Raw genomic sequence first — 22,832 nt, forward strand, 5'->3', positions numbered from 1 at the left:
GTTCCGCCGCGTCGCCACTCGCTACGAGAAGACCGCCCGCAACTACGCCGCCGTCGTCACGCTCGCCGCCATCGTCCTATGGCTCCGGTAACTGTCCACGCGACCTAGAGCATCGTCCTGGAACTGAACGGAGTGGCGGACACGTGCGACGTGTTGACCAAGCGCCCGCACATCGCCTGGCCGAAGTCAAAGGAGATCGGCGGGGCGGCACACCTGGTGCTCTGAGCGCTCCTGACGAGCGGCCGTTGTTACTCAACCTGAGGATGGGTAAGCATGCCCGCTCCGCTCGACGCGGGTTCGGGGGGCTCATGATCATCAACCAAGTGCTGACGGTCGTGCGGACCGAGGGCGCGGCCGGCCTATTGGCGCGCGCGGGCAGTCGTATCCTCAAGCCCCGCGCGAAGAGTTTCCGGGCTCTGCGCGAGCGACTTGTCGGGAAGCGTGCCCTCGAGATTGGTGGTCCGAGCGCGCCCTTCCAGGCGCGCGGCATCTTTCCCACCTACCCGATCCTGGCCACCGTCGATAATTGCAATTTCGCCAGCCGGACCATCTGGGAGGGCGAGATCGATGCCGGCGCGAGCTTCCGATTCGATCCCGCGCGCCCGGCGGGCCGGCAGTACATCGCCGAGGCCACCGCACTGCCCGAGATCGCGGGCGGCAGCTACGATGTCGTTCTGTCCTGCCACACCATCGAGCATACGGCCAACCCGCTGAAGGCACTTCAGGAGTGGCGGCGCGTGCTGCAGGATGACGGCCTCCTCGTCTTGATCGTCCCGCACAAGGACGGAACCTTTGACCACCGCCGGCCGGTGACCAGTCTCGGGCACCTCATGGAGGACTTCGATCGCAACACTGACGAGGACGACACCACCCACGTCCTCGAGATCCTGCGGCTGCACGACCTGCGACGCGATCCGGGCGGGACGACAGCAGAAGCGTTCGCGCAGCGCTCGGCCGCCAACCTCGAGATCCGGGCCCTGCATCACCACGTCTTCGACACGGCGCTCGTGGAGGCAATGGTACGACGGGCAGGCTTCAGGCCGCTCGCGGTGGAGGCGCGCCGCCCGTACCACATCCTGCTCGTGGCCGAGAAAAACGGCGAGGCCGACACGAGCACGGAGCCGATGCGCTTCGCGAGCCCGTTTCGCTCGGACAGGTAGCACGCACGAAAAAGCCCCGCCGCGGCTGAGCCGGGTGGGGCTGATGTTCGTTCAAGTGAGGTCGGCCTCGTTCACCGGGAGGCATGGTTGCAGCGGGCCCGCGTCCAACCGGATCACAAGCAGAAAATAGCCGAGGCTAGAGCATCGCCTTTTCCGAAAGCCAGTGGCCACCTTCCGGGACGATGCTTTGGGCGATCCTGAACCGCGCCGGATTTCCGGAGGCTCCAACTCTTGTGAGGATGGAGTCATGACGAAGCGAAGCATACCCTTCTCGCTTGCGGTCCGCGAACGCACGTCGCTCGGACACCGTCATCGTCTGCACGATTTGCTCGACACAGGCACGGCGTCGCGCGGGGCTTAGAAGTTTCCCTTTCACTGGCATCTGGTGGCCCTGGACAGGCACACGGGGCATCAAAGTGGGAACCGGTGGACGGCGACCACCGCACTTTCGCGTTTCTGACCTGCCTGGCCGACGACGTGGTTGGGCCGCTTTATCCCAAAGCGATATCGGTGCTCCTCATCAGTGTGGAGGAGGTGGCGACACGGCTTGAGGCGCCAGTAGATGAGGCGGTGAAATTCCAGCGTCTGCGACGGACGACATGATGAGAAAAGGGGCTTGCAACGAGCGGAGCGACAGCGCGGCTCAGTGAAGAACGCAAAAGTTACCAGCGACCGTGCCGCTCGAGCACCAAGGCATCGCCGCCTTCGGCGCAATCTGTTGTGACACGGCGACGATTGTTGCGGCCGGCACCTCCAGTGGTTCGGCCGAAGCTCCAAGCCTCGAGCCGCGAAGGGCGTCACTATCGCCACCGCCCCGGTACGAGAGATTGTTGCCGAGAAGGCCGTCTGCCTTGGTACGTCGTGGGGCGCAACGTAGGAGCCGTTCTTCGGCACGCAGCCGCGAACCGAGATGACGGGCTCGCCGCCATATCCGCCACTACCGCGCCCGCCCCTGGCTTTGTCTGCCCTGTGCAAACTCGCGGCTGGAAGGATCGCGATCCCCAAAGCAACAGCGGCGCGCATGTCCCATGCCTCCATCGCAGGGAGCGGTGAGGGCGCCGCATACAGCTTGAGCGCTACGGAAATGGATCGGTCGAATTGTCGGCATGAACCGACAAATCACGATCTGCAGGATAGGGGTTGCCGTCCTGCACCCCCAAGTGCAGACAAGATCGTTAGGGCTTGGGTTCAAACCCGAGCTAGGTATCTTGGGATATTGGTGGGCGCACTAGGGTTCGAACCTAGGACCCGCTGATTAAGAGTCGTCAGTAATTTCAGATTTTCCAGCGGCCGTTTCGACAAAACGGCTGATTTTGCTTCGTTCTTCTTCAACATGTTTTTAGGTTTGTCGAAACAGCCGAAATAGTTTCTGAGCGCAACGAACTAAGCGCTCGCCGTCTGTCTGTCGCCGCCTCCACCGCCCGCTCGATGAGGCCGGTCCGGGTGAAGCCAACCTCCTCCGCCGCTGTGTCGGCGAGACCTAGCAGCCGTTTGTTGATCGAAACGGTGTGCAACCGCTCGTTCGAGACGCACCTAGGGACACCGGGATGCACACTATGGATGAAAAGACCTAAATCTCGGACCGTATGGAAACATACGAAGTCGCCTTCTATTGAAGGCCGTAGAGGCAAAAGCTCATAATAACGGCATTAACCTGAAGTTAACGTGATTAAATCTAGTTAGTCGAAACGTTGATGTGTGATGGCAATGTCAGAAGTCACAAATCGCACTTTCGAGCGGACCGATGTGAACTGGATATCGATCATACGCCTGCCGGATGGCCGAGAAATACCGTGCTCGATTAAAGATGTGTCGCAGCGCGGGATGAAGGTGGCCCTGCCATCCGAGGTGCAGATACCCGATTATTTCAATATCAAGGTGGTTGGTCGAGACCTGATATTCAACGTCAAACAAGCTTGGAGACGGGGCCACTTCGTTGGGCTCACGATACTCAAAATCGGCAAGCTACCCGCACCGAAGCAGGCGCCTTCCGCGGATGCGCCAGCAAGCGCGACTTCGGCGGACTACAATCGCCTCGGCGTACGTCGGACCTTCCGCTCACGCGAATAGCGCTGGCTGTGAGGAAGGATGCAGGCCGGGGAGCCTTGTGCGGCTCACCCGGCCCGTTCACCATCGGAGGCGCCAACCAACCCGATGGGGAACTTGATGTCAGACGCCGAAGATAACTTCGAACGCACCGCAATCATCTCAACGATTGGGTGCCTTGTTAATGCATTGAGTAAGAGCGGCACCTTGCAACTCGACCTACTGCTTGACGAGATGCGGTCCACCGCAGCAGGCCACCGAGCATCCGGCAATGAGAAGGTTGGTGCCGTGATGCATGTGCTCAGCGAGTACCTTGAGCAGCAGTCGCAGGAGCCGAAGATAGCGCCGAAATCCGGCTCGCCATCGTAGCATCTGCAACAGCGCGCCGAGGCACTTGCTCCTCAAACTCGGCGCGCTGCGCCGCCGCAACACGGGAAATCCGACAGTCCAACCACCGCAGCAGAAATCCGAACGGGTTCATCGCATCGCTCCTCACACAGGGATCAGGTACGTCAGCCGCCAGCGCCGGGCCGCGGCGAGTTCAAGCGGCGGGTCGAGCACGACGCCGTGCCGCTCATCGGTGTGCAGGATCAGCCCGCCGTCCTGGGCGAGGTAGACGCCGCAATGGGTCTCTGCGCCGGCGACCTTCCCCATCAGCACGAGAGCGCCGTCCACGGGGGTCGGGATCTCGCGCCATTCCGCGCGGGCCGGGTGGGTCGCCATGGTCTCGGCGCGGGCGCGAACGTCCGCGACGAGCGCCGGGTCCGCTGTCGGCAGGGTACGGCCGAAGAGTTCAGCCTGCGCCAGGGAGGACAGCCACCAGCAATGGCGCTCGGCCTTGCTGTAGGGCGTCCCGCGCCAGCGGCGCAGGAAGGCGGCGCGGTCGCTCACGTGAACAGGGCCGGATAGTTCGCGCGGTCGAAGAAGGCGTCGGGGCCGCTCGGCACGTTCTGCTGCCGGCCGTCGGGCCACGCGATCGTGCCCTCGGCGCTGTCGGCGGAGATCTCGACCGCGGTCATCTCCAGACCGGTAAAGCTGTCGTCGTCGGGCCCGGTCACCTCGTCGAGCCGGCCCGGCAGCACGCGATAGAACCGGATCGTGACCCGGATGGCTTGGTCGTAGCCGATGGCGCCCTTCAGCAGGTCGTGGAGGATGTCGGAGACGCTGTCGATGCGGACCTTGCCGTCGGTCGGGCCGTCGCTGTCCGCGCCGGGGCCGATCACCTCGAAGGCGCAGAGCAGGTGCGGAACGCGCGGGCCGCCGACCTCGATCGGCAGGCTCAGCGTCTCGCCCGGCTCGCCGAGCCCGCCGTCCACGTTCCGCACCAGCCGGATCGCCGTGTCGAGCGAGGCATGATCCACCTCCAGCGTCTCGATCACGATGCCCTCGTCGTCGCCCGAGGCGTAGGCCTCGCGCAGGGCCGCACTCACCGTCATCCGATCACCAATCCTGCACGATGAGGGTGAAGGCGACTGTTGAGGTCGGCCCCTGATCCGTCTCGGAGACCGCGCCCCGGATGCGGCACGTCCGCTGCCCGAGCCGTCCGTTCGGCTGCCGCACCGGCGCCGTGAAACGCCGGGCGCCGCAGTTAAGCGTGTCCCGCACGAACTCGCGGAAGGTGACGAATTGCGCTCGGGTTAGCTTCAGCGTGATGCTGCGCGGGGTCTCGTCGAACAGCGAGCGGCGGCGCGCCCGGCTCGGCCCGTCGTCGAACTGCGTTTCGCTCGGCGGGATGTAGAGCTGTTCCGTGCCGAGGTTGCCGACCTGACCGATCGGGGGAGGCAGCGTGGAAGGCCAGGACGGGATCGCCATGCGTCAGCCCACTCCATAGCCCGGTCCACGCTGCCCGCGGCGGCGCGCCTCGCCCTGCATCGAATTGTAGGCGTCGCGCACGACGATCTGCGGGTTGCCGCCAGGGCCGCGGCGCGTCTCGATCGGCGGGGCCGTCATCGAGCGCTGATCGATCACCTGCACGTTGCCGCCGCCCATCTTCCGGTTCGGGATGATCCGCCCCGGCGAAGTCGGCAGGAAGGTCTCGCGCCCGCTCTCGCCCACCGTGTAGGGGGTTCCGGCTTTGACGGGCCCGCCGCCCGCGCGCCCGGTCGGGTTCAAGCCGCTGAGCAGAGAACCCAGGATGCCGCCGCCGCTGCCGTTCGAGTTGGCCGGCGAGCCGAAGAGCCCCGCCAGCGGCCCGGTCCCCATCAGTGCCGCCTGCGTGGCCGCCTTCAGGATGGACTTCGTCAGGTTCTCGAACACCTCGGTAGCGCTGCGGCCTTCAATGGCAAGGTCGGTCAGAGCGTCGGTCGCAGCGTCGCCGAAATACCGCTGAGCCTCCGCGGCGCGGCGGTGCGCGCGCTCGGCATCCTCGACCGCCTGCGTGGCGACACCGAAAGCAGCGGCCGTCTTGTTGATGTCGTCCATCAGCGCGGGCGTGACGGCGATGTTCGCCTTCTTCGCCGCCTCGAGGAGCCTGAACTTGGCCTCGGCCTCCGCGACCACGCCCGCCGATTGGCCGATGGTCGTCAGCTCGCTTTGCAGGGCACCGGTGCGCTTCGTGATCGCCGCGGTCTCGCGCTGGAGGTCGTTCTCCTTGCTCTTGGCCCCGCCGCCGCCCTTTTTGTCCTTGTCGCCCGGCACCTTGTAGTCGGCGAGCGAGATTTGCTTCGGCGCGAGGGCCTTGGCGTCGGCATCGAAAACGCGGCTGACGCGGCTGTCGGCGGCATCGGCGGCCTTCTTGTCCTTCTTCGCGGCGGCGTCGAGAATTTCCCCTCTGGCCTTCATCGCGTCGCGGAGGAGATCCAAGCCCTCGACGCGCCTGGGCCCGGTGCCGGCCGCGGCGGGGCGCGAGGAGCGCTTGAGCCCAGGGACGACAGCTTCAGACGGTGTGTCGCCGCCCTCGGTCGCCGCGATGCTCTGCACGAGGCTCTGAAAGTAGGGGGCCTTGCTGAGCTGCTGGAAGTATTCCGACAGCGCCTTGATCGCGCCTGGGATCTTGTCCGTAAGCGACTCGACGGCTGTCGCCACGCTGCCGAGAGCGTTGGCCGCGAGCTGGCTTGCCCCGGTAGCTTCGGCCAACGTGCCGGCGAGCTTCACCGCGGCATTGTTGAGGCGCGCCATGCCCTGGCTAGAGGTCTCGTCCGTGCGATTGGCCAGAGCCTGAACGGCGGGCAGGCCGGCGTTGATCGCCCGGAACAGCGCCTCGCTGCTGACCTTGCCGTCCTTCACCAACTGGATGAGCTGGCCGACCGAGCCGCCCGCCTCTTTGATGCCGGCCGCTGCCGCCTGCAGGATCGTCGGCGCGCTGTCGACGACGCTCTCCAGGTCCTCCCACTGCACCTTGCCGGAGCCGAGCGCCTGCCCGAGCTGCGTCAGGGCCTGATCGGCCTGCACTGCGCCGACGCCGCCGGCGCGCAGGGCGGTCGCGACGGAGTTGGTGAAGGTGATGAGATCGGCGCTGGAGGCGTTCAACTCCTTCTGCGTCTGCGCCGCCCGCGAGTAGAGCCCCGAGAGCGTTTCAAGCGGGGCGCCCTGCTTCTGAGCGATGGCGTAGATCTGATTGAACGTGGCTGAGAGATTTTCGCCCTGCAGGCCCGTCACCTTCAGGGAGTTCTGCACCTTCGTGAAGGTGTCGATCAGGTTGTTCAGGCCGCCGAGCGAGATCCCGGCGATGGCACCCGCGATGCCGAGGCGAATGCTCTGGCCAACCCGAGCCATCGCGCCTTCGATTTTGCCGGCGCTACTGCTGATCGAATTTTCAACGTCCCTGAGTGCACGATCGGCCACACCTCGGGACCGGGCCAACTCGCGCTCGTACTTCTTGATGTTCGCCTCGAGGGATACGACGAGGCGTTCGAGATCAGTGGCCAAGGCCGCTCCTCCGATGGATCAGCGCGCGGTTCTGCCTAAGCCGCACCGGCCATCGGCTCGTTGAGCCAGTTCCACAGAGCGTCCTCCTCTTGGTCGCTCAGCGGGTCGGGCTTGTCGGGGTTCTGCCCTCGGTTGTAGCCCGCCACGTAGACGTGGAACTGCCACAGGCTCATCTTCCGCATGTCGTCGTGCGGAAGCTGCATCACGGCCGCGGCCTCGTAGAAGGCTTTGAACGCCATCTTGCCGTCGGGCAGGGGCTCGCTGTCGTCCTTCTTGCTGGCCCGGTGTGGCAGCGGTTCGTCCTCGGCGCCTTCCAGCGCGGCGGCCATCACGAGCGCGGCCACCGCAATGGCCCGTACCGCCGGCATGTCGTCGAGCCCGCGGGCGACGGCGTGTGCCTCGGACACGCCCAGGCCGCCGCCGATCAGCCCCACCAGCAGGATGGCGCGCACATGCCGCCAACTGGCGTTTTCGCCGACGTAAAGCCGATGCAGGTGCTCTGGCGCGCCGATGCCGGTCTCCTCCTGCAGCTTCTCCAACTCGCCGATAGCGAGCCGGAAGCGGTACGTGTTGGCGCCGAGTTCGAGGTCGATGCTGCCGTCGCGGCTCATCGGTCGGGCTCAGGCCGCCGGGGTCCAGGCGATCGGGCCGGAAGACGACATCTCGATGGAGACGGTCGCCCGCTCGCCGCGGGTGGCGCTCTGCTCGAAGCTCGTCAGGTGGAACAGGCCGAGATAGTAGCCGCCGCCCGTAGCCGCCGAGCCCGCCCGCTCGACGCGAACCGAGATCGGCGCGTCGCTCTCGTAGGCCGCCTGCCACCGCGCGATCGACTCGCGGGCCATGACGCCCTCGCCGGAGATCGTGGCCGACTTCGACACCGTGTCGCGCTCGACCCAGGCCGCGGCGTCCTCGTTGTCGCAATCCGGGGTCGTCGTGTCGTTGGTCTCTTTCGTGAGCGTCAGGGAACGCTCGGTGAGCCCGCACGGCGCGCCATAGGTGCCGGGCGTGGCGGTCTCCAGCAGCACGCGGAAGCCGGAAAACGGGACGGTCGTTGCCTGAGCCATAGTCGGCCTCTCAGTTGGTGGGGGTTTCGGGGATGCGCTCGACGAGGGCGCGGAACGTCATCCGGGCTCGGACGAGGTTGCCGTCGTCATCGATGTTGGTGTCTTGGTGGGCGATCTCGACGAGCGCCCAAGGCGCGGCGAGTTCGAGATCCTGCTCGTGCAGCGCGTCGCGGACGATGCCGGCGATGCGGGAGGCCTCGGGCTTGCCGACGTTTTCCGACCAGACATCGAGGTCGGCGAAGATCTCCAGGCCGTCCACGCAGTCGGAGCCGTCGTTGACGCCTTGGAACGAACGCAGGTGCAGGTAGGGGCGCGCTTGTCCGAGCGTCACCCGATCGAGGATGCGGCCGCGCAGCGGAGCGGCCGTCAGCGCCGGCACGGCCTTGAGCGCCGCGACGATGGCGCCCTGGAGCGCAAGCTCAGCGCTCACTCGCCGCCCCCGCTGCTCGCCGCGACGGCGCGCGCCGCCTTCTTGGTCGCCCTGGTCATCCGCGACTTCACCCGCTTGCGGTAGGCCCGGTAGACCGGGAAGAAGAACGGCTTGGCCTTGGCACCGGGGTGCTGCGAGCCTTCGTAGAGGCCCTTGTTCTCGTGAGGCGCGGTGCCGAACTCGACGAGGTGGGCGTAGCGGACCGCGCTGTTGCCGGCCGAGACGATCACGGTCAGTTCGGGGTCGCCCTTGTCCGTCGCGCCGGCCCGGCCAACGGAGGCGTATTTCGGGACCGCGCCGCCGCGGCTCACCACGATGCTTTTCTCCAGGGCGCCCGTGCGCTTCGGCGCCTGCCGGCGCTGCGCCGCGGCGATCTCCTCGGCGCTCTCGCCGATGGCCTTCCCGATGGCCTGCCGAGCCGCGTCAGGCAGAAGGGCCAGCTTTCGCAGGAGCGCGCTTCGGCCGCTCGTCTTGACGCCCTTCGCCATCGATCACCTCGGCTGCCTTGGCTTCGAGTGCGGCTTTGACTTGCACGTCGGGGAGGCGCTTCTCCTGCCCGGCGCGGTGCATCACCACGACGGAGGAGCGCGGCCAGAAATCGAAGTCTCGGAGGAAGCGGACACGCTGAGCCATCACGCCACCTCACCCGCCACGCAGACCAGCGTCAGCCATTGCCGGCGCCGGTCCATGTCCTCGACTGCCCGGATCGCGTAGACGACACCCGTGCGCTCATCGACGGCCCGCCATTCGGGCGTGATGGTGCGCGTCTGGGGGTCGAACCGGACGATCATGTTGACCGGCTGCTGGCTCTGGAGGCGCGCGGCCTGCATCGCCTCGGAGCCCGGCTTCATCAGGTAAGCCGCAGCGCGCGAGAACTGTGCCTCGAACTCGCCCGGCACCGTGTTGCCGTAACCGTCGTCGGTGCCGCCGCGCGCCTCGAAGCGCACGCGCTCGCGCAGGGAGCCGGTCCAGGCCATCAGCCGAAGTACACCCTGAAGGGCTGCAAGAGCCGGTCGGCCGTCACGGGCATGCTGACCGCGGCGGCGCTGGCGGACGGCCCGCCATTCTCGCGATTGGCATAGAGGTCGCCGACCATCAGCAGGACAGCCTGCCGGATCGGCGCCGGAACCGTGCTCCGGCGATTATCGCCTTCGCCGACGACGGGGTATCCGGCGCGGTAGCGAATCCGAACCTTCCGGCCGTCTTGCGAGGGCGTCTCGCTTTCGACGGCGAGTAGCGGCGGATATGGCAGGCTCGGATCGTCTCGCCACGTACAGGCCGAGACCTCGGTCTCGAGCGTCTGCTCGCCGAGAGCGCGGCCCAACCACCCCATCGGGCCGTCGATGGCACTCGTGGCGACCCCGATCAGTCCTTCGATGTAGGCGTCGTCGCTGTCGTGCTCGACGCGCAGGTGCCGCTTTGCCTCTTCTAGCGAGACGATGGCCTCCGGCGGGGTGATGACCGTCACGCTCATCGGTTCACCGCATAGACCGCCACGGGAATGGAGTAGGCCGACAGGACTTGGACCGGCGGAACGCTCAGCACGGCGGTGAACCGCCCGGCGGCCGTCGGCATCGCATGGTGGACCGCGTATCCGGCGGACAACTTCGACAAGTCGGTCGGGTAGATTTCGAGGATGTCGGTGGCCAGCACACCAACGCAGGCGACGTTCGCTACCCGTGAGACGCTGGGCTGAAGGGCGACGACCGCACTGCCGCTGATCGTGGTGTTGCAGACGAAGGTGGAGGCCTTCGGGCCAACCGGTCCCTGCGGTCCGGTCGCCCCCGCATCGCCTTTCGGCCCTACAGCACCCTGAGGCCCTGCCGGGCCAGCGAGGCCGGTATCCCCCTTCGGACCAGCCGGTCCACTCGGGCCTGCCGGTCCTGCTGAGCCTTGAAGGCCTCGCTCGCCTGCAGCACCGGCCGGACCCATAGGTCCAGCCACGCCATCTGCGCCGCGAGGCCCAGCCGGACCCATTGGTCCCACAGGTCCAGCGCTGCCTGCTGCACCCTGAGGGCCTGCTGGCCCAGCCGCTCCGCGCTCTCCTGGCTGTCCTGCTGCACCTGGCTCTCCTTGCGGTCCGGCAGGGCCAACGCTTCCGGCTGGGCCGGGTTCACCCTGCGGTCCCGCAGGGCCAGCCGGACCGGTCCGCTGAAGGCCGTCGCCCATCATGGGGCTGGACGAGCGGAGCGCGCTCTCGGCCGGCGAGACGAGGCCGAAGGTGATGCAGGCGAGAAGCCAGAGGACGCGCATCAGCCGCCTCGCCCGTATTGAAGCTCGGGAGCGCAATCGCTGGCAGGCGCTGCGGTCGCGATGATGGAGACAAACTGCGGATCGCTCGTGCCAAGCGTCTCGGAGGAGCGTGCCAGGAAGCGGGTGCCGGTGGTGAGCGTGACGCTCTCGGACATGCTGGCGACCCTGCGGATCCGCACATCCACGTTGCAGGGGTTCACGAAGCGGTAGGACGTGGCGTCCGCCGGCTTCGAGATCGCGAATTGCTTGGCCGTCGTGGTGACGCCGCTGAAGATGATCGGATCACCGTTGCCCGAGCGGACGAACGGCGTCGCGATCACCGTCATAGGGGCGAACCCGCCACCACAAGGCACCGCTCGGCGCCCTTCGCCGGTGGCACAATTCAGCACCGTGCCCTGAAGTCTGGTCCCGTCGGGCTGGCGCCAGAACGTGTCGAGAGACGTCTGCGCAACAAGGCCGAGCGAGAGCACGGCCCCGATCACGATGGCGACGAGCGGCCGGCGCATCGCCGTCAGTCCTTGGTGCGCCGAACGGCCGTGGCCGGGGTCACCTTGTTCGCCGGCTCGACAGCCATCTTGTTCTCGGGTGCGGGCGCTGCCTTGATGGCCGCCTCGGGTGTGCACTCCTCGACGAGGCCGTTGGCCTTCAGCTCTGCCGCCCGGCGGCTGTGCACGCTGAACGGCTGGCTCGCCTCATCCTTGTAACCCTCGGCCCCGTCGAAGGGCCTCACGGCCTTGACCGTCACGTGGTCGGCATCCTTGTCCTGTGCCATGGCATCCTCGCGCTATGAGAGGACCGGAGGGGGCGATTCCCCTCCGGCGTGGCGTGAGCCGCCCTTACGGGGTGACGACGAGCTGACCGGTGACGAAGGCCTCGGGACGGTAGACCGCCAGGGCCAGCCGCTCCTCGGCGCGGATCGTCATCATGTTCTTCTCGAAGTCGTCGACGTTCTCGGTCGAGAGCAGCACCTCGATCTCCATGCGATCGAAGATCTGCGCCGCGATGTCGAAGGCGCCGGTGAGAAACCGGTTCTGCGCCTGCGCCTGGGTCGCGACCACCGGCAGGTTCCAGAGCCGGGGCTGCACGCCCTCGGCCGGATCGCCGATGATGTAGCGGCCCTGCGTGTCCTTGGTTAGCTCAATGGTCGCCCAGTCGATCGGGTTGAGGACGAAGGCCGAGGCCGGGTACTCGGCGAGCACCACCTGCAGGATGGCGATACGCAGGCGGTCGATCGCCGTCATGTTCTCGACCGCCGCCATGCCGGCGGGAACGGCGAAGGCCGTGGCCTGCGGCTGGATGCCGAGGATGTTCTGGCCGGTGCCGTCGCCGCCCAGAAGCTGCGCTTCCTCCTTGAAGGTCAGGCCGTAGCGGGCCCGGCCGTCGATGTAGGAGCGCAGCGCCGGGGCGTCGTCCATGATCTGGCGCGACGCCTTGAAGATGTGCGCCAGGGTGCGGACCGGCGCGTTCTTCATGTCGAAGGCCAGGTCGGACTTCGGCTTGACCGTGCCCTCGGCCACCATCGCCGCGTTGTTGGTGTAGCCGGTCTCGACCACGTACTCGATGTTGCTCGACGCAGTCTCGCCGGGCAGCAGCAAGTCGCGGATCGTCATGCGCCGCTCGGGCGCTGCGACGATGCCCGGCTGGCGCTGGGCCGGCACGAGGGAGTTGCCGGGGCTGCGGCCCGCGCCGACAGTGCCGTTGGCGCTCGTGATGTCCTTGCGGTCCATCTTCACGCGCAGCGACATGCGGGAGGCGCTGGTCATGCCGCCGGCCTTGAACGACTCGCTCTCGATCACCGCCTGACCGAGCGTTCGCTCCGAGGGAGCAGCGTCGGGATTGCCGCGCCGAGCGAGCTTCTGCTCGACGTCGCCGAGCCGATCGTGCGCCTCCTGCAGCCGGTTCGTGGTCTCACCGAGCTTCAGCAGGGCCTCGTCGACCTTCTCCTTGGTCGCCTTGGTCAGATCGCCGTTGGCCTTGACCTCAGCGCCCGCTTTCTCGGCGAAGCCCTTCACCTCGTCGAGGATGCGGGACATCTCGCCCTGGATCTGGGCGACGCCGGGGTCGTTGCCGCCACCGGCATCCTTGCGGCCGTATTCGCGATGCCCCACCGGAAGGCGGGGAGAGTGCATGTTCATGGGGTGAGTCCTCAGAACGTGGGGAGGGTGAAGCCAGACAGGACGGCGCTCAGCGCCTTCGTGGCTTCGGGTTCGTTCGCCGGGTCGCCCGCGGACTCACTCCGGAGCAGGTGCGCAAGGCCGCGATTGGCGATCACAGCAGCCTTGGTCTTCGAGAAGCCTGCCTCGCGCAGGAACCGCTCGAACTCGTTCAGCGACGGCAGCTCGCCGTGCGCGATCTTGGATTTGACGGCATCGATCCGCGCCTCGTCGTTCGCCGGGAACGTGACGAGACTGATCTCGACCAGATCGACCCGCTTCAGGGTGCGGATGCCGGTCTTCTCGTCGAACGACGATTCGCGGACGTAGTAGCCGATGGAGAGGCCCGACACGGCGCCGGCCTTCATCAGGGCGTAGCTCTCCGAGGCCTGCCGGACGGCATCCTTCAGCAGCGCGCCCTCGACATACAGGCCGGTCTCATCCTCCTTGAGGGAGGTGTAGATGCCGATGGGCTGATCGCTGCGGTGCTGCCACAGCACGGGAACGGGGCGGCCCTTGCCCGCGATCTCGACGAGGCTTTCGGTGAAAGCGCCGGGGGCGACGATCTCGCCGTAGCTGTCGACTGCACCGAAGACCGAGCCGTAGCCCGAGAACGAGCCATCGTCGTTCACGGCCTTCACATCGAGGCCGAAATCCCGGATCTTGAGCGAGGCCTTCTTGACCTCGAACTCGCGGCAGATCTCGTCCGGCCGGAATTCCCGGTGGTCGATGGTGTTCATGATCGGCGCTCCTATGCCGCGCTGACGCGCAACTGCGCGGGAGTGATCTGGACTTGGACTAGGCTGGCCAAATCCTGCGGGGTCGCATCGCGCCAGCGCTGGTGGTGCGCAGCCATCGGGCGTGTGGTCTCTTCGATTTGAAGGACGACCTGATTGCCGCGTGGGCTCATCCGCCACCTGCCGGTCGGATGAAACGTCGGCTCGGGATAGGGGCCGGGCATCTCAGTGCTCCAGGGTCGCGCCGGACGGAATGAGGCGGGTGGCGGCGCGCTCCGCGGCGAGTGCCGCCAGCGCATCGTCGAGTTGCTTCTCCGCCGCCGTCGGCTGAACCGTGCCCAGCTTGTCGATCGGCAGCATCGCGCCCTGCATGAAGAGTTGGTCGCCGCCCGGCAGCGGCGGCTTGTTCTCGCGGGCCCGGATCTCGTTCGGGGTGCTGAGGGCGTTCGTGACCTCGGCGCGGTAGAGTTCGGCGCGGCCCTTGCTGTCGGCCCGCATCAGGCCCTCGACGTTGAACTCGGCGAAGAAGCGCCGCTGCTCCACCGGGGACAGGCACTTCGTCCGGATCGCCTGCTCGGCCGCCTTCAGGTGCGAGCGCAGAGTGTAGGTCAGGAACCAGAGGTTCATCTGCTCGAGGCCGGTGCCCCAGGCTGTGGCCTTGTCCATGTGCCCGATCATCACCGGAAGCACCCCGAACCAGCGACAGACGACCTCTACGTTGAAGCCGCGGGTCTCAAGGAGCTGCGCGTCCTCGGGCGGCAGCGACAGGCTCTTGAAGTCCCATCCGCCTTCGAGCAGCGGCACCTTGCCGGTGTTGCGCGCGCCCTCGAATTTCTCGACGTAGCTCCGAGCATCCTTGCGCTGCTCGGGCGTCAGGTAGGCGGGCGCGGTCAGCACGCCGGAGGGCCGCATCCCGTTCTTGAAGATGCTGCCGGCCGCGCGCTCGGCGCCCATCGCCGTGCCGAGACTGTGCCGCCCGGCGGCGATCGCCGACATCCCGACCTGGCCGTCGAGCGAGAAACCCTTCAGGTGCAGAACCTGATCTTCGGACAGAACCTGCGTCAGCCCCTGATGGGTGTGCCGGTAGGTCAGCGTACCGTCGATTTCGCGCGTGATCTGCACCCGATCCGGCCGCATCGGAATGAGCGCCACGACGCGATCATTGGCGCCGCGAACGATCTCGGCGAAGCCGTTCCCCCAGAGCAACTTGCAGGCAAACAGCGCCTGCCAGAACTCCACCGCCGTCATCTCGGCGTTCGGCCTGTCGTGGAGCACCCGGTAGAGCGGATGCTCGGGCGCGACACGGCTGCGACCCTGCCCGTCACGCTCATAGAGCGGCAGCGGCAGCGTCGCGATCGTCTGTGACACGAGGCGCGCACACGCCCAGACGGCGTCGAGCGTCAGCGCTGTCTCCACCGTGACGCTCTCGCCAGCGTGGCTCGACTCGCCCGCCAGCCATGAAACGAGCGCCCGATCGGTCAGACCCAAGCCGCGGGCGACCGTCAGCGCCGCCTTGCGGAAAAGGCCCATGCGCAGTCCTGTGGTTCGGTCAGCCGAAAAGCGGGTCAGCCAGGAAACCGGCGAGGTTGGCGTTGGCCGGCGGCTCGGGGTTCAGACTCATCGGCACCACGGCATCAAAGAGCGCCATGACGGGGTCGATCTTGGCGTCGCCCGCGTTCTGCTTCGTCGCGCGGATCGCGGTCGCCGTGGGCTCAATCTTGAGGTTGCTTACCGCCCAGGCCATCAGCCCTAGCCCGGCATGGCGCAGCGTGCCGTTGGCGAGCTTCCGCTCCGTCGTCTTGATGGCGTTCATCATGCCGTAGCCCTGCGGCACGCCGACGAGGAGCTTGGCTTCCTGGGTGACCTCGATCTCGGCCAACGCCTCGATGAACTCGCCCAGGCCCGCCGGATCGACACCGACGCAGGCGAGCAGGCCCGCATCCTTCACGCGCTCGACGACGGCCACGATGGCGGAGATGTCGTCCAGCTCATCGGTGACGATCGTCAGCTCACCGGCGTCCTTGAACTGCTGAAGCCGTGCCGCGATGCTCTTGCGCCGTTCCAACACGCCTTCGTGGCACCACGCGTGTGACCATGCGAGCCAGCCCCGGGAGACCTTGTCCCGGCCGAGAACGCAGAGGCCGAACAGATCATCGAGACCGCCGCCGTCGATGCCGATGCAGACGACTTCGGAGCGATCCAGCAGGGCGTCGAGCGTCAATGTCGGGTCTGCACCGCGTTCCCAGAACTCGCCACCGGTCCATCGATCTGAGCGGAGAGCCAGCCCGATCTCGACGTTCAGATGCTGGGTCGCCCAGCGCCGCAGCTCCTGCTCACCGCTCTGCTCGGCCGCCTGGAAGTCCGGAACCAGCCGCTCAACGGTGATGGACTTGCCCGCGTTCGGCGTGACCATCGACCAGTTCGCCGGGTCCTTCCAATCCGTCCCGGCCGGCATTTCGTAGAGGATCGGGCACAGCGGCGCGGCTAGCTGGCCGTCGCGCACCGCCCTGGCCTTGTGCAACTCTGACCGGAACACCCCCATGGGTGGCCGCTCCGACTGCGTCGTGATCGTCAGCAGAAACGCCTCCGGCTGCGAGATCATGCCGCCGCGCAGCTGTCCGATGACCCGGTCCGCATCCTTGTGCTCGGCGATCACGTGAAGCTCGTCGAGCAGCACGCCCGTCGGCTTCGAGCCGGTGACCACCTTCGTGTCGAACGACTTCACCTTCAGGAAGGCGCCGGTCGGCCGGTAGGTGATCTTCTTCAGGTGCTCCTGAACGTGGAACTTGAGGGCGAGCACCGGGTCAGAGTCGACCATGCCAACGGCCTGCCGGAACGCGAGATCGGCAACCTCCTGCGTCGGCGCAACGATCAGGAATTCCGCCCGCGGCCGCCGGTTGACCAGCATGGCGGTGACCATGATCGCGGCGCCGCCGGTCGTCTTGCTGTTCTTCTTCGGAACCAGGGCGAAGTACTCGCGCAGGTGCCGGACCTTTGCCTCCGGATCGTAGGCGCCGAAGATCGCGACAACGAGGTCGCGCATCCAGTCGCCGGCCGCCTCACGTAGCGTCGGCTGGCCCGCCACATCGGGGAGGCGCAGCCGGTTGAAGATCGCGAGGCCGCGGTCCGCTTCAGATCGAACGAGCGGCAAGTCGGGCAGGAGCGAGCGCCCCGCCTTGATGCGTGCCTCCCAGTCTGGGCAAGCGCAGGACCAAACCGTCACTGCAGCAGGCCGTCCCAGCCCTCGTCACCGCTCGACTTGCCTGCGGGCGGCTTCGCCTGACCGTCGCCGGACTCGTCGGACGGCGCAGACCCGGTCCGGAACATGCCGAGGTGCCGACCGATGTCGACCAGTGCGGCCCGCTTGTCGGCGAGTTTCACCTTCAGGGCGCCGTCCTTGGTCTGCGAGATCTCTGTGATGGCTGCCGCCGTGGCGTCGTCGATGTCGTCGCTGTTGCGCAGCGTGACCTCGTTCGTCACGCGCGTCGCCGGCACGCCGTCCTCGTCTTCCTCGCCGGTTTCGGTCACGTTGGACCGCCAGGTGATGGCCTTCCGGATGTCCGAGAAGCCGAGCTTGGCGAGTTCGGAGACCACGCTCTCCGGCGTGATGCCCGTACGCTTCGAGACCTCGCGGCGCTCGCGTGCAATGGCTGCCGACACCTTAGGGTGCCTGAGCAGGCGCGACCCCTCGACCTCAGCCGATCGCGGGCTGTAGCCGGCGCGGATGGCGGCCTGCTTCGCGTTTAGGTCCACGAGGTACTCGCGGACGAAACGGGCCTGCTTGTTGGTAAGGTCTGTCATGGATTGAAAAATTTTCCGCCTCAGAGGGCGGTTGATGGACCAAGGCCACCCGACCCCGGCGCCTTAGCAAAAACCTGCGAATGGGATGGGCTGCGGTGCGGGTGGCGCCGGCCCCTAGCCTTTTGACCCCCCCCTCCTGGGGAGGGGCGGTGCATAAATGTCACACTGAGGGGGTCGGGTCGAGACAGATGGTGCATAAATGCAACATTTGATCGCCGTCGAAGCAGGCCACGCCAGATTTTCGAGAGCAGGAGACGAGGTTAGCCTCCATAACTTCTACTAATTTCCAGCGCGTCTGCTTTCTGCGGGGCAGGTGGCAAGGTTATCAGCCATAACTTCCACTAATTTCAGAAGATCCGCCCCGACCAATCTTGTTCACTCGGGCGGCGAACCGACCTCAACCATGATGGGCGGATGCGCGATGCCGAGGATCCGCACATGGATCGGGGCGCCAGCGACGAGGGCCGCTAGCTCCTCAGGCGTCGGCAGCCACGCGGTCGTCATGGCGGGCGTCTCCGGTCCGCCTACAGTGCAGGTGATGACCTCGTCGCGGATGGGCAGGCCGAGATAGCCCTGGCTCTTGCCGAGCACCCGTGTGCAGCCTTCGACGCGTCCGATCTGCATGGGTCAGGCTCCTGACATGCCCATGCGGCGAGCCCGCTCAGCCGCCGTCTTCTTCTGGTGGTGCGAGGGGCAAAGGGCCTGCCCGTTCTTTGGGTCCAGCGGGTCGCCGCCGTCCCGGCGCTCGACGATGTGGTCGGCGTAGAGCCTGACCCCGCCGCGTCTGCCGTGGACGGCGCAGCCTGGGGCTTGGCACTTCCAGCCGGCACGCTTCAGGACTTCCTGGCGCCAGGCCTTGTGCTCGGGGGTGAGCAGTTCGGGATCGGCTTGCTTGGGCGCCGGCCGGGCCGTGCGCGTGTCCAGGGTGCCGAGGCGAGGGGCGAGCGTGGTGAGGCGGGCCATCTGCTTACCCCTACGCAGTCTGCTACCTGAGCAGCCGCGCTTTTCGTGCGCCGCAGCACGGCTGCGGTACGACGACGGCGGTATAGATCAGTTGCGCGCCATGGGAGCGCGCGCAACTGAAAGTGGACGGACGGTGTATCAGGTTGTCGGCTTCGTAGCTGTCGGCGCTGCGGGAGCAGCCGTGCTGCACAGCTGGGATCTTCCGAAGTTCGTTAGCTTCGGCTTCGCACTGCTGAGCCTCGGAGGGGCGGCCGTTGTCGGCGCCTTACAGGCCGGACCCGTCGGCGGATCTATCCAACCACCCTCCTACACCATGGCAGCTGAGATGGCGCCGACAGAGGGCGTTGTTGCTCCGCCTCGTCGCCATAGGTCAAAGACTGAAACCGCTGCTTGGTGACGCCCGCTTCGGGAAAGGTGCTCAACTCCCCCGACCACCCGTATAGGTTTCGTCCCCAGGGTCCCCAGCTGCAGGGCAGCGATCGCGCAGCAGCAGGTTTTCCCCTGCCGCCTCCTGGAATGCGTTACGGTGCATCTCAGCCCGCCAAAGCTGTCGAGCGAGAAGGAGGGCACACCATGCGATTTGAATGCGACCCAGACGGCGCGTGGATTGTGGATCCAGCTTCCCTCGCCAGTAAGCTCGGAGTGACCGCGGCCCACCTTCAGAGCCAGGAGCGTCGCGGGCTGGTCGGCAGCCGTGTCGAGATCGGCAGCGGCTCCGATGAAGGCCGCGCTCGTGTGACGGTTACGACTGAATATTCCGGCTGGCAGGGTCTTTTCGATGCAGACGGCGCTCTCATAGGCGAGCGCTTTTTCGAACCTGCAGGCACTGATGTTGCTGCGTCGACCGGGCTGAGCGGCAGACATTAGGCCGCTCATAGGACAACCTCAGTCTCCGCCGCCCGACGATCCGCCATCGCTGCTGGACGAGCTGCACGACCCGCTGTCCGAGTAGGATGACGAGCCAGAACAGTGCGACGAGGATGAATGGTCCGTTCCGCCGTAGCTCGGCGAGATCGGGCTGAGCGGGCTTAGGATCATCCCCGAAGACGAGGCCGGATTCATGGGGCTGTCGTCCCACGATGGACGGGCCGAAGCAGGGGCAGGGGAGTTGAGAAGATGGGCGCGGCGCAGGCGGTTCTCCTGCTCCTCGCGCCGGCGCCGCTCCTCTGCGCGACGCTTGAAGCCGAAGATGTCGGGCAGGTCCATCGATCGACCTTGCGATGAAATGGTTGCGGCGGTCGGATTCGAACCGACGACCTTCAGGGTATGAACCTGACGAGCTACCGGGCTGCTCTACGCCACGTCATGCGCCCTGCCGCCGAGGCACAAGCCTCCATTGCAGAGAAGCGGTTCGGCCCGATTGTCGGGCCTCTCCGTCTCCGCCGCGGCTCGCGCATCGACCCCGAGGGGGAGACAAGCGGCGGCTGAAAAGGTGCGGGCGCATATTACACGATCGCCACGTCCGCAAGCCCCACTTCCACAGGTGTAGCGCGGCCAAAGATGCTGACGCTAACCTTCAGCCGATCGCCGGGCAGCACGGCCTCCACGGTGCCGGGGAAGCTCGCGAAGGGGCCGGCGCGGACGATGACGCTCGATCCTTCCCCGACGCTCATGGGCGCCACGATCTCGCCGGAGACGAGCGCGTCGACGAAGCGCTGCAGCGCCTCTGGGTCGAGGCGAGCAGGGCGCATCACCATGCCGGCGATGTTGCCTGGCGGGCTGGTGTCCGGCGCAGGATGGCTGACAATCTCTGCCACGCCCGGTGCGCCCCGGGCTTCGTCGAGATGCGCTGCGTCTCGCACGCCGATGAACACGGTTCGCATCAGCAACTGCGCGTGACGCACGACGCGTCGTCCACGCCTCACCACGACCTCGGACGTGCGGGGCTGAAACGTATCGACCTTGACCTCGTGCAACGCGGTCAGCGCCCGGTCGCCCATGCGGGGGAGGGTGCGGGCGATGTACCAGCGCAGGTCCGAGTTCAGCCGGCGCGGCTCCAAGTCGTAAACGGGATCGGCCGCTGATCGGGGCTCCGGTTTCGTCAGCGCGGGTGATGAGGGGCGCAGGGCTCGGCGTTCGGTGCGGGCACGCCGCTGCTCGCGCAGGCGGCGCTTCTTGGACTTGGCGGGGCGAGACAGGGCGGATCTCCATGGCGAAAGATCCGAACCAGGCGGCGACGTGGCGGGGCGATCATACCCCGCGACCCATGGCAAGGCGGCTTCCAACCCTTTCTGCCCGAGAAAAACGAGTCTCTATAGAAAGCCCCCTATGGAGAGGGGGAGGGAACAGAGATGATAGTATATAGGGTAAAAAGTATTTTTTCTTTTATTTATAAGAGGATAAGCTACCCCGGCGACTATGGCCACGATACTTCTTGAGCTGGTGCATGAACGGTCACGGTCCTTTCTGCCGAAGGGGTACAAAGGAATGCACCAGACGTGCCGAGGGCATAAGTAAGCCGCTCCGGCGAACTCCGATCAAATCGTATTCATCTCAGAAATCAGGCCTAATACTCAGCACCTATTGCCGCACGTCATTTTCTGCGCATCGATGACGTCTATGTTCGGTACGCTGACCAACGGCCTAAAGCTATGTAGACGAATCAATTTTATATGATAAGAAGCATATCGTTCTAGCTACATGAGAGGGGTTGCCGATGGGCGCGCTACGAATCACGCTTGCAACCGTTTTTCTAGGGTTTTTTCCTTTAAGCACGGCTTATGCAGATTGCTCGGCGAAGAACACAGATGTGCCTGGACGCACCTGTTCTTGCTCAAGCAGTAATTGTTCTACAGGAACGCAGTGTAGCTGCAACAACTCTAGTGGCGGCTTTGATCCTGTGTGCGAATGCCGCAGATCAAGTTCCTTCAATTCGCAGCATAATAAAAGAGAGTATGCTAAGCATATTTATACCCCACGGCAGCAGTAAGATGCAGCGCTTGCTGGTCGCTTTCATAGCTTCGGCGTCTGCTTTGTTCTTTGTTGGTGCGGCAGATGCTCAAACTTGGGCGGGCAAATGTGCGCGCTCTAGGCACATAGTTGGACATGAGTATAGCTTCGAAAATGATTGTCAATATCGGGTATACTGGATTGTACGATGTAAGTGGCCTCCAAACGCGTGCTATGCGCCGCCCAGCAGCTTCTTCGTCAGCTCTGGATCGAATAGCGTCAAGAACCTGATGGGAGCCGGAGGAGTGGAGTATCTAGGGCCATACAAGTAATTTAGCAATTGTGTAAGCTATAGCGTCCCTTGCAGGACGCTATAGCGACAAATGATCACTTAGCAGAAGTGCTTCCCTTATATCCGTCATTTCTGCGGGGATCGTATTTTATATTGCCGCGGTCCCCGTAACTCGGACTGCGCGTCGGCTGCTGATTTACGCTGGGACTGCTTGGCGCTGGACTCCTTGGACCCACGCCGCTGCGTATTGGGTCAGCCAGCGCAGGAAGCGCCGCCGAAACTAATGCCGCTCCAATGGCCACTTTAGTCAAACTGAACATGACAGGCCTCGCTTCTGCAACTATGAAATTGTGTTTCATAGCTGCATTTCGGATAGCAAAGCCGGCTGCTTTCTACAATGGCATAGATGCATGTTTTGGAATGAATTTTGTAAAAGCAACGAGCTTCGCCGTGACTCCGTCGTGCTCAGGATGAGTTTCTACTTATCAAACATTTCCTTCTCGACGACAGAAGGATATTCTTTTTTGATGTGTACCATGGCATCGATAACTCGAATTCGATCTTTTATAGTTAAATTAGATATGTCGAGTGATACGCTGGTAACCATCTCGTCGCTGCATCGATTAGATCCAGTAGGGGCGCAGGTTTGTGCAGTGATGCATTTGCTGGCGTCAGTTTCGCACTCCATGTGCAGCCTGCTTGGCGCATTGGAGTCGCTCCTCCATTCTTTTAGTTCGCTCTCGGAAATAGCTTTTATTTTTTTCATAGGTATAACTTGTCTGTGATTTGTGATTGAGCGACCTTCCATAAGTTCGATATATGTATTGTAGCTGTACAACATATGATCATCTTCGAAATTTAAGTCTACAAATATGCGTGAATCTGTTTCAGGGCTAACTGAAAGTTTCGATTTTATATATTTAGTGCTATCTATTGCTGTTTGAGCATAGGACGAGTTAACCGAAATGAGTTGAAGGGACGCAGTTAATACTAAAAGTGCCTCGGCGCACCCGAATCTGTTTCGCATTTGATGCCTCGAATCGAAAAAGAGGTATGCGTCGAGGATATACATAGATCGGTGTTCAGCAAGGCTTCCGTGGTGTGATCGCCTTCCTAACCAAGACGGGAAGGCGCTGACCGAATTTGCACTTTGAAATCCGAACTTGAAGGTGCCCCT

The 22,832-nt window shown here is 64.9% G+C and carries 27 protein-coding genes, 1 tRNA gene and 1 pseudogene; 5 read left to right on the top strand and 24 right to left on the bottom strand.

The genetic code is table 11. The annotated features are described in order from the left end of the window. From MFF24_RS25735 to MFF24_RS25750, 4 genes and pseudogenes are all read left to right on the top strand, one after another. Positions 1–91: pseudogene (locus MFF24_RS25735) on the top strand (IS5/IS1182 family transposase); the annotation flags it as partial. A 52-nt stretch (positions 92–143) separates the two neighbouring features. After that, positions 144–1,160, top strand: coding sequence for a methyltransferase domain-containing protein (locus tag MFF24_RS25740; RefSeq protein ID WP_238228820.1), 1,017 nt, complete (start codon positions 144–146; stop codon positions 1,158–1,160). 1,701 nt (positions 1,161–2,861) lie between these two features. Then, positions 2,862–3,230 carry a PilZ domain-containing protein gene (locus tag MFF24_RS25745; protein ID WP_238228821.1) on the top strand — a complete coding sequence of 123 codons (369 nt, stop codon included), beginning with the start codon at positions 2,862–2,864 and terminating at the stop codon, positions 3,228–3,230. Between the two features lie 96 nt (positions 3,231–3,326). Continuing rightward, the gene (locus MFF24_RS25750; protein WP_238228822.1) at positions 3,327–3,575 is read left to right on the top strand and encodes a hypothetical protein; all 249 of its coding nucleotides are present in this window, start codon (positions 3,327–3,329) and stop codon (positions 3,573–3,575) included. Between the two features lie 123 nt (positions 3,576–3,698). Here MFF24_RS25750 and MFF24_RS25755 read toward each other — a convergent pair whose 3' ends face one another. From MFF24_RS25755 to MFF24_RS25855, 21 genes are all read right to left on the bottom strand, one after another. Further along, on the bottom strand, positions 3,699–4,097 hold the full coding sequence (locus tag MFF24_RS25755) for a glycoside hydrolase (protein WP_238228823.1): 399 nt from the start codon (positions 4,095–4,097) through the stop codon (positions 3,699–3,701). Continuing rightward, positions 4,094–4,642, bottom strand: a complete 549-nt coding sequence (locus tag MFF24_RS25760; RefSeq protein ID WP_238228824.1) for a DUF1833 family protein — start codon at positions 4,640–4,642, stop codon at positions 4,094–4,096. Before MFF24_RS25760 ends, MFF24_RS25755 begins: the two co-directional genes overlap by 4 nt. Positions 4,643–4,646: 4 nt before the next feature. After that, positions 4,647–5,018 (bottom strand): hypothetical protein, encoded by a 372-nt coding sequence (locus MFF24_RS25765; protein WP_238228825.1) that lies wholly within the window; start codon positions 5,016–5,018, stop codon positions 4,647–4,649. A 3-nt stretch (positions 5,019–5,021) separates the two neighbouring features. Further along, a complete protein-coding gene (locus MFF24_RS25770; RefSeq protein ID WP_238228826.1) occupies positions 5,022–6,920 on the bottom strand; it encodes a tape measure protein in 1,899 nt (632 codons plus the stop codon). A gap of 188 nt (positions 6,921–7,108) precedes the next feature. Beyond that, positions 7,109–7,684, bottom strand: a complete 576-nt coding sequence (locus MFF24_RS25775; protein ID WP_238228827.1) for a GTA-gp10 family protein — start codon at positions 7,682–7,684, stop codon at positions 7,109–7,111. 9 nt (positions 7,685–7,693) lie between these two features. After that, entirely contained in the window at positions 7,694–8,137 is a 444-nt protein-coding gene (locus MFF24_RS25780; RefSeq protein WP_238228828.1) for a phage tail tube protein, read from the bottom strand. A 10-nt stretch (positions 8,138–8,147) separates the two neighbouring features. Further along, a complete protein-coding gene (locus tag MFF24_RS25785; RefSeq protein WP_238228829.1) occupies positions 8,148–8,567 on the bottom strand; it encodes a DUF3168 domain-containing protein in 420 nt (139 codons plus the stop codon). Next, entirely contained in the window at positions 8,564–9,055 is a 492-nt protein-coding gene (locus MFF24_RS25790; protein ID WP_238228830.1) for an HK97-gp10 family putative phage morphogenesis protein, read from the bottom strand. Before MFF24_RS25790 ends, MFF24_RS25785 begins: the two co-directional genes overlap by 4 nt. A 144-nt stretch (positions 9,056–9,199) precedes the next feature. Next, complete coding sequence (locus MFF24_RS25795; protein ID WP_238228831.1) at positions 9,200–9,544, bottom strand: phage head closure protein; 345 nt, start codon at positions 9,542–9,544, stop codon at positions 9,200–9,202. Continuing rightward, a complete protein-coding gene (locus MFF24_RS25800; protein ID WP_238228832.1) occupies positions 9,544–10,041 on the bottom strand; it encodes a head-tail connector protein in 498 nt (165 codons plus the stop codon). The genes MFF24_RS25795 and MFF24_RS25800 overlap by 1 nt, the downstream gene beginning before the upstream one ends. Next, positions 10,038–10,220, bottom strand: a complete 183-nt coding sequence (locus MFF24_RS25805) for a hypothetical protein (protein ID WP_238228855.1) — start codon at positions 10,218–10,220, stop codon at positions 10,038–10,040. Before MFF24_RS25805 ends, MFF24_RS25800 begins: the two co-directional genes overlap by 4 nt. A 149-nt stretch (positions 10,221–10,369) precedes the next feature. Continuing rightward, entirely contained in the window at positions 10,370–10,684 is a 315-nt protein-coding gene (locus MFF24_RS28920; RefSeq protein ID WP_283214551.1) for a hypothetical protein, read from the bottom strand. Positions 10,685–10,819: 135 nt separating this feature from the next. Further along, a complete protein-coding gene (locus MFF24_RS25815; RefSeq protein WP_238228833.1) occupies positions 10,820–11,326 on the bottom strand; it encodes a hypothetical protein in 507 nt (168 codons plus the stop codon). Positions 11,327–11,331: 5 nt separating this feature from the next. Next, on the bottom strand, positions 11,332–11,592 hold the full coding sequence (locus tag MFF24_RS25820; protein WP_238228834.1) for a hypothetical protein: 261 nt from the start codon (positions 11,590–11,592) through the stop codon (positions 11,332–11,334). 64 nt (positions 11,593–11,656) lie between these two features. Beyond that, complete coding sequence (locus MFF24_RS25825; RefSeq protein ID WP_238228835.1) at positions 11,657–12,955, bottom strand: phage major capsid protein; 1,299 nt, start codon at positions 12,953–12,955, stop codon at positions 11,657–11,659. Positions 12,956–12,966: 11 nt separating this feature from the next. After that, positions 12,967–13,713: an HK97 family phage prohead protease gene (locus MFF24_RS25830; RefSeq protein WP_238228836.1), complete on the bottom strand. Its 747-nt coding sequence runs from the start codon at positions 13,711–13,713 to the stop codon at positions 12,967–12,969. 222 nt (positions 13,714–13,935) lie between these two features. After that, complete coding sequence (locus tag MFF24_RS25835) at positions 13,936–15,240, bottom strand: phage portal protein (protein WP_238228837.1); 1,305 nt, start codon at positions 15,238–15,240, stop codon at positions 13,936–13,938. Between the two features lie 19 nt (positions 15,241–15,259). Next, positions 15,260–16,933 (bottom strand): terminase large subunit, encoded by a 1,674-nt coding sequence (locus MFF24_RS25840; RefSeq protein WP_238228838.1) that lies wholly within the window; start codon positions 16,931–16,933, stop codon positions 15,260–15,262. Beyond that, positions 16,930–17,511 carry a terminase small subunit gene (locus MFF24_RS25845; RefSeq protein ID WP_238228839.1) on the bottom strand — a complete coding sequence of 194 codons (582 nt, stop codon included), beginning with the start codon at positions 17,509–17,511 and terminating at the stop codon, positions 16,930–16,932. Before MFF24_RS25845 ends, MFF24_RS25840 begins: the two co-directional genes overlap by 4 nt. Before the next feature lie 375 nt (positions 17,512–17,886). Next, the gene (locus MFF24_RS25850) at positions 17,887–18,135 is read right to left on the bottom strand and encodes a hypothetical protein (protein WP_238228840.1); all 249 of its coding nucleotides are present in this window, start codon (positions 18,133–18,135) and stop codon (positions 17,887–17,889) included. 3 nt (positions 18,136–18,138) lie between these two features. Next, positions 18,139–18,474 carry an HNH endonuclease signature motif containing protein gene (locus MFF24_RS25855; protein ID WP_238228841.1) on the bottom strand — a complete coding sequence of 112 codons (336 nt, stop codon included), beginning with the start codon at positions 18,472–18,474 and terminating at the stop codon, positions 18,139–18,141. Between the two features lie 573 nt (positions 18,475–19,047). Between MFF24_RS25855 and MFF24_RS25860 the strand changes: the two genes are divergently transcribed. Beyond that, on the top strand, positions 19,048–19,341 hold the full coding sequence (locus tag MFF24_RS25860) for a DUF6522 family protein (RefSeq protein ID WP_238228842.1): 294 nt from the start codon (positions 19,048–19,050) through the stop codon (positions 19,339–19,341). A 359-nt stretch (positions 19,342–19,700) separates the two neighbouring features. Here MFF24_RS25860 and MFF24_RS25865 read toward each other — a convergent pair. The 3 genes from MFF24_RS25865 to MFF24_RS25875 all read right to left on the bottom strand — a co-directional run bounded on the left by MFF24_RS25865 (position 19,701) and on the right by MFF24_RS25875 (position 22,496). Further along, positions 19,701–19,777, bottom strand: a tRNA-Met gene (locus tag MFF24_RS25865). 142 nt (positions 19,778–19,919) lie between these two features. Next, positions 19,920–20,474, bottom strand: coding sequence for a transcription termination/antitermination protein NusG (gene nusG / locus MFF24_RS25870; protein WP_238228856.1), 555 nt, complete (start codon positions 20,472–20,474; stop codon positions 19,920–19,922). 1,659 nt (positions 20,475–22,133) lie between these two features. Continuing rightward, a complete protein-coding gene (locus MFF24_RS25875) occupies positions 22,134–22,496 on the bottom strand; it encodes a hypothetical protein (protein WP_238228843.1) in 363 nt (120 codons plus the stop codon). Between the last annotated feature and the right edge of the window lie 336 nt (positions 22,497–22,832).

The organism is Methylorubrum aminovorans, from assembly GCF_022179725.1.
In the GTDB taxonomy this organism is placed as follows: Bacteria; Pseudomonadota; Alphaproteobacteria; order Rhizobiales; family Beijerinckiaceae; genus Methylobacterium; species Methylobacterium aminovorans.

Coding starts and splice junctions, on each gene's coding strand:
- MFF24_RS25745 (WP_238228821.1), top strand. CDS start 2,862: ATGGCAATGTCAGAAGTCACAAATCGCACTTTCGAGCGGACCGATGTG.
- MFF24_RS25750 (WP_238228822.1), top strand. CDS start 3,327: ATGTCAGACGCCGAAGATAACTTCGAACGCACCGCAATCATCTCAACG.
- MFF24_RS25760 (WP_238228824.1), bottom strand. CDS start 4,642: ATGACGGTGAGTGCGGCCCTGCGCGAGGCCTACGCCTCGGGCGACGAC.
- MFF24_RS25765 (WP_238228825.1), bottom strand. CDS start 5,018: ATGGCGATCCCGTCCTGGCCTTCCACGCTGCCTCCCCCGATCGGTCAG.
- MFF24_RS25770 (WP_238228826.1), bottom strand. CDS start 6,920: ATGGCTCGGGTTGGCCAGAGCATTCGCCTCGGCATCGCGGGTGCCATC.
- MFF24_RS25775 (WP_238228827.1), bottom strand. CDS start 7,684: ATGAGCCGCGACGGCAGCATCGACCTCGAACTCGGCGCCAACACGTAC.
- MFF24_RS25780 (WP_238228828.1), bottom strand. CDS start 8,137: ATGGCTCAGGCAACGACCGTCCCGTTTTCCGGCTTCCGCGTGCTGCTG.
- MFF24_RS25790 (WP_238228830.1), bottom strand. CDS start 9,055: ATGGCGAAGGGCGTCAAGACGAGCGGCCGAAGCGCGCTCCTGCGAAAG.
- MFF24_RS25795 (WP_238228831.1), bottom strand. CDS start 9,544: ATGGCCTGGACCGGCTCCCTGCGCGAGCGCGTGCGCTTCGAGGCGCGC.
- MFF24_RS25800 (WP_238228832.1), bottom strand. CDS start 10,041: ATGAGCGTGACGGTCATCACCCCGCCGGAGGCCATCGTCTCGCTAGAA.
- MFF24_RS25815 (WP_238228833.1), bottom strand. CDS start 11,326: ATGCGCCGGCCGCTCGTCGCCATCGTGATCGGGGCCGTGCTCTCGCTC.
- MFF24_RS25820 (WP_238228834.1), bottom strand. CDS start 11,592: ATGGCACAGGACAAGGATGCCGACCACGTGACGGTCAAGGCCGTGAGG.
- MFF24_RS25825 (WP_238228835.1), bottom strand. CDS start 12,955: ATGAACATGCACTCTCCCCGCCTTCCGGTGGGGCATCGCGAATACGGC.
- MFF24_RS25830 (WP_238228836.1), bottom strand. CDS start 13,713: ATGAACACCATCGACCACCGGGAATTCCGGCCGGACGAGATCTGCCGC.
- MFF24_RS25835 (WP_238228837.1), bottom strand. CDS start 15,240: ATGGGCCTTTTCCGCAAGGCGGCGCTGACGGTCGCCCGCGGCTTGGGT.
- MFF24_RS25845 (WP_238228839.1), bottom strand. CDS start 17,511: ATGACAGACCTTACCAACAAGCAGGCCCGTTTCGTCCGCGAGTACCTC.
- MFF24_RS25850 (WP_238228840.1), bottom strand. CDS start 18,135: ATGCAGATCGGACGCGTCGAAGGCTGCACACGGGTGCTCGGCAAGAGC.
- MFF24_RS25855 (WP_238228841.1), bottom strand. CDS start 18,474: ATGGCCCGCCTCACCACGCTCGCCCCTCGCCTCGGCACCCTGGACACG.
- MFF24_RS25860 (WP_238228842.1), top strand. CDS start 19,048: ATGCGATTTGAATGCGACCCAGACGGCGCGTGGATTGTGGATCCAGCT.
- MFF24_RS25875 (WP_238228843.1), bottom strand. CDS start 22,496: ATGTTGTACAGCTACAATACATATATCGAACTTATGGAAGGTCGCTCA.